This is a genomic window from Streptomyces sp. NPDC059398, assembly GCF_042751845.1.
Lineage (GTDB): Bacteria > Actinomycetota > Actinomycetes > Streptomycetales > Streptomycetaceae > Streptomyces.
In genome coordinates, this window is the sequence record NZ_JBHYWP010000001.1 from 8408 (window position 1) to 13000 (window position 4593).

5 protein-coding genes are annotated in these 4593 nt (G+C 73.1%); 2 read left to right on the plus strand and 3 right to left on the minus strand.

Annotated elements, in window-relative coordinates; all coding sequences use genetic code 11:
* Positions 1-114: 114 nt before the first annotated feature.
* Entirely contained in the window at positions 115-1080 is a 966-nt protein-coding gene (locus ACFXBC_RS00050) for a zinc-binding dehydrogenase (RefSeq protein ID WP_385016496.1), read from the plus strand.
* A gap of 189 nt (positions 1081-1269) precedes the next feature.
* On the opposite strand, the gene ACFXBC_RS00055 is transcribed toward ACFXBC_RS00050, so the two are convergent.
* Entirely contained in the window at positions 1270-2409 is a 1140-nt protein-coding gene (locus ACFXBC_RS00055) for a helix-turn-helix transcriptional regulator (protein ID WP_385016498.1), read from the minus strand.
* 1 nt (position 2410) lies between these two features.
* The gene (locus ACFXBC_RS00060) at positions 2411-3262 is read right to left on the minus strand and encodes a DUF4097 domain-containing protein (RefSeq protein ID WP_385016501.1); all 852 of its coding nucleotides are present in this window, start codon (positions 3260-3262) and stop codon (positions 2411-2413) included.
* 124 nt (positions 3263-3386) lie between these two features.
* Between ACFXBC_RS00060 and ACFXBC_RS00065 the strand changes: the two genes are divergently transcribed.
* Entirely contained in the window at positions 3387-4193 is an 807-nt protein-coding gene (locus ACFXBC_RS00065) for a hypothetical protein (protein WP_385016503.1), read from the plus strand.
* 76 nt (positions 4194-4269) lie between these two features.
* On the opposite strand, the gene ACFXBC_RS00070 is transcribed toward ACFXBC_RS00065, so the two are convergent.
* On the minus strand, positions 4270-4455 hold the full coding sequence (locus ACFXBC_RS00070) for a DUF6104 family protein (RefSeq protein ID WP_385016505.1): 186 nt from the start codon (positions 4453-4455) through the stop codon (positions 4270-4272).
* Between the last annotated feature and the right edge of the window lie 138 nt (positions 4456-4593).

Here is a 4593-nt window from a genome sequence, read left to right on the forward strand (position 1 = left end):
CAGCTGTCTCCCATCTGGTGTGGTTGGTGTGGTGCTCCTCCCGAGCTCTTTCTGATTTCTCTTACACCTTTTGTGCGTTTCGGTCTCTCCCAGCCCCACGCCTATGGTCGGGACATGTTCGCCGCCTACGCAGCCCGCATCGACCGCGACCGCCCGCTCAACGGCCTTGAGCTGGGGGAGCGTCCGGCCCCCGTGGCCCGGCCCGGCTGGACCACGGTCGACGTCAGAGCCGCCTCCCTCAACCACCACGACCTCTGGTCGCTGCGGGGTGTGGGACTCGCCGCCGACAAGCTCCCGATGATCCTGGGCTGTGACGCGGCCGGGGTCGACCAGGACGGCAACGAGGTCGTCCTGCACTCCGTCATCGGGCAGACCGGTTACGGGGTCGGGCCGCGGGAGGGGCGGTCCATCCTGACCGAGAAGTACCAGGGCACCTTCGCCGAGCAGGTCACCGTCCCCGAGTGGAACGTGCTGCGCAAGCCGAAGGAGCTGAGCTTCGAGGAGGCCGCCTGCCTGCCCACCGCCTGGCTCACCGCGTACCGCATGCTCTTCACCAACGCCGGTGTGCGGCCCGGCGATTCGGTGCTCGTCCAGGGTGCGGGCGGCGGGGTGGCGACGGCCGCCGTCGTGCTCGGCAAGGCCGCGGGGCTGCGGGTGTACGCCACCAGCCGGGACGAGGCCAAGCGCAGGCGGGCCGTCGAGCTGGGCGCGGTGGACGCCTTCGAGCCGGGCACGCGGCTGCCCCAGCGGGTGGACGCCGTCATCGAGACCGTGGGGGCCGCCACCTGGTCACACTCCGTCAAATCGCTCAAGCCGGGCGGCACTCTGGTGATCTCGGGCGCCACCAGCGGCTCCGACCCCGTCTCGGCCGAGCTGACCCGGATCTTCTTCCTGGAGCTGAAGGTCGTCGGCTCGACCATGGGGTCCAAGGACGAGCTGGAGGACCTGCTCGCGTTCTGCGCGGCCACCGGGGTGCGCCCGGTCATCGACGAGGTGCTGCCGCTCGACCGGGCCCGCGAGGGCTTCGAGAAGATGGCGTCGGGGGAACTCTTCGGCAAGATCGTGCTGACGGGCGCGTGAGCCCGGCCGGTCGGCCGGTGACGACGATCGGGTCGTGGTCCTGGCCCGTCGGCCGGCGACCACGACCGGGTCCTGGTTCCGTCCTGTCAGCCGGTTACCACCAGAAACCCGCCCCCCGGACGGGTCCGCCGCGAAGGCGGCCGAGCACGGCGGCACCGTACCCGGCTGCCTCTCCGGAGGTCTTCCGGATTACGCCCCCGGGCCGCGCAGGGCCGTGCCGATGCGGGCTGCCGCCGCAGCCAGCTCACGCCTGGCATCCAGGAGTTGGCCCTCGGTGACTCCGTGGTCGCGCGCCGCGTCCCGGATGTCGTCGCGGAAGCGGTCGAGCAGCCGGTCCAGGTCGCGGGCCGGATTGCCGGACGGCTCCTCGCGGGCCCACTCCGGCTCGGGCGGGGGCGCGCCGGCCGCCTTGCCCAGGTCGACGGGGGTCCCGGCGCCCGCCCCTGCGTCCGTGTCCCCGCCGGGAGCCGTGTCCCTGCCGGGAGCGGTGCCCGCACCGGTGGGCTTGTCCGCTCCGGCCGCGGTGTCCGTACGGGTTCCCGGCTCCGGCGTCCGTCCGAAGCGGCCCAGTTCCCGGGTGAATTCGGCGAGCCCCTCGCGCACCCCGGCCGGCCAGTCGCCGCGAGCGAAACGGTCCTGGACCTGCTCGGCGACCCGCTGCAGCTGCTCACGTGCGTAGTCCTGGGCCTCCCTGGCCTGGCGCCGTGCCTGCTGGGCGTCCTCGCGGGCCCGGCGCGACTCGTCCTTCGCCCGGCGCGCCTGCTCCTTCCACTCCTGCTTGGCGCGCTTGAAGTCCTCCTTGGCCTGGCGCCAGCCCTCCTTGTCGGTCCAGCTCCCGTCGAAGAAGTCGGAGGCTTCCGGGAATCCGGGGAACGGCCGCCCCGCACCGGAAGCGCCGCCGCCGGAACCGGCGCCCGCCGCGCGGCCGCCGCCCGACGCCCCGCGCGCCTCCTTCGCCGCCTGGCGGATCTCGCGCCGCAGGTCGTCGGCGGACCCGCTGACGTCGGCCCGGATCTCCGCGGCCAGTTCGGAGACGGACTCGCGGATCTCCAGCTCCAGATCGGCCAGTTCACCGCTGCGGCCCGCCAACTCCGCGCGGCCTGCTTCGGTGATCGAGTAGACCTTCCGGCCGCCCTCGGACGCGTGGGTGACCAGCCCCTCCGCCTCCAGTTTGGCGAGACGCGGATAGACGGTGCCCGCGCTCGGCGCGTACAGCCCCTGGAAGCGCTCCTCCAGGAGCCTGATCACCTCGTAGCCGTGGCGCGGTGCCTCGTCCAGGAGCTTCAGGAGGTAGAGCCGCAGCCGGCCGTGGGCGAATACGGGAGCCATGTCAGAGCACCTTCTCGGTGATGTCGTCCTGTGCGGGCCTGCGCAGCAGGGCGATGGCCCCGCTCACCGTCGTCGCCCGGAGTCTGCCGGTGCCCGCGCCGAGGGTGCCGGTGATCTTCTTGGCACCCCACTGGCCGCTGACCCGCAGATCCTCGAAGGCGTTCGACACGGCGCCGCTCGTGGTGTTCGCGCTGACCTCGGCGTCCGTCGGCTGGGCCAGCCGGATGGCGACCTCGCCCGAGACGGTGGTCAGGGCGATGTCGGACGGCCTGCCGGTCGCGTCGAGGTCCACGACCATGTCGCCGCTGACCGACTCCGCCCGTACGGACGAACCGGCCCCCTCGATCACCGTGAGGTCCCCGGAGACCGAGTGAAAGCGCAGATCGCCGCTGACGGACTGGGCCTCGACGTTCCCCGACACGGTCTCGGCGAGCACGGTGCCGGAGAGGCCGACCAGGGCGGTGTCGCCGGTGACCCCGCGGACCTCCGTACGCCCACGGACCCCGGAGACGACCGCGCCCGCGCCCACCACGCCGACCTCGACGCGGGCCGAAGCGGGCACCGCCACCGAGACGACGGCGTTGCGGCGCCAGCCCTTGCGGTCGAGCCACTTCAGGAAGCCCTTCCAGGGCAGGTCCTCGTAGGCCACCGTCAGGGTGCCGTTCTTCAGGGACACGATCAGCGGAGGGCCGTCGATCTCGGAGATCTCCAGCCGGGCTCCGCCCTGCTCGTCGAGCACGGCGTCGTCGGTGCCCACGACATTGACCGTGCCATTGACGACGCGCACCTGGAGCGCCGTCACGGGTTCGTCGAAGGAGAGCTTCTGGGGCTCCGCCACTGACCTCTCGGACATGGAACTGACCTCCACGGGTCGGCCACGACGCAACATATCGCGTCTTCTGAAGAACACGATATATCGCGGATCGGTGAAGTCAAGCGCGCAGGTGGAATGCGGTGATCTGTCCTAGCGTGGGGCCATGTCAGAGAACGCCACAGGTGCCCTGCTGCTCTGCCGGGCGGACCCGGCCGCCGTCCGGACCCCCGCCCTGGTGCTGGGGGAGCAGCTGCTCATCGCCCCGGCGGGCGAGGAGTGGAGTGTGCTCGTCCCGGAGGGGAAGCCCTGGCTGCACGGCGAAGAGCCGGTCGACCGGGTGGCGGGCGGCTGGGTCACCACGCTGGCGGTCGCGTCCGACTGGCCGGTTCTCGCCCTCTGGTGGGACCACGAACGGTCCGGCCTGACCTTGGCCTCCGGATTCCGGCGGCCGGTCGGCTATGTGTGGCGCGCGGACGGCACGCCGGTCGGTGAGGACGGGGCGATGCGCACGTTCGGCGCGCGGCTGCGGCTCGATCCCGTACTGGATCTGGAGGCGCTGACGGAGCTCACCGCCGCGGATCCGCTCGCCGACTCACGCTCCCGGCTGACCGGACTCACCGCCGTCCTCACCCGGGCCGGACTCGCCCTGCCCACCGGACTCACCCCCGGCGATCCCGCCGACCGGCTGCGCGAGGTGGCCAGGGTCCATCCGGCCACCGGACGGATCGAGCCGACGGGCCTGCGGGAGACCGTACGGACGCAGCTCGCCGCCTTCGAGGACGGGGCGCTCGGCCCCTGGCTGCGCGGTCCGCGCGCCCGTGCGCTGGGCGCGGCCCAGCTGGCGGCCGGTGTTCCGCTCGCGCTCTGGGGGCTCGGCCGCCGCAGCGGGGGCTGGACGGCGGCGGCCGCACTGCTGATGGCGCACGGGGCGCTGAGCCTCGCGTACGACCGGATGCGGGCGGGCGCCTGAGGGGACGGCACGACCGGCGGCCGGTGCCCGGTCCTGACGGCCGGACACCCGGGGCCCGGAGGGGCCAGGGCGTCGGTTACGCGTCCTCGTCCTCGTCGTCGTCCAGCCGGGCCAGCCAGGTCGCCAGCCGCTCGACCGGGACCTCGAAGTCCGGGTTCAGATCGACGAACGTACGCAGCTGCTCGGCGAGCCACTCGAAGGTGACCTCCTCCTCGCCCCGCCGCTTCTCCAGTTCCTCGATACCGCGGTCGGTGAAGTACACGTGTGTCGCTCCTGATGCGTGCCGGATGGTCTCTTCCAGATTATGCGCGGCGGCCGGCCGGGTACGCCGTGGGGGGGGGGGGGGGGGGCGCCGAGCCCGCGGGCGCGGGCCGCCCGCGCCACGCGCGCGCGGCCCGCC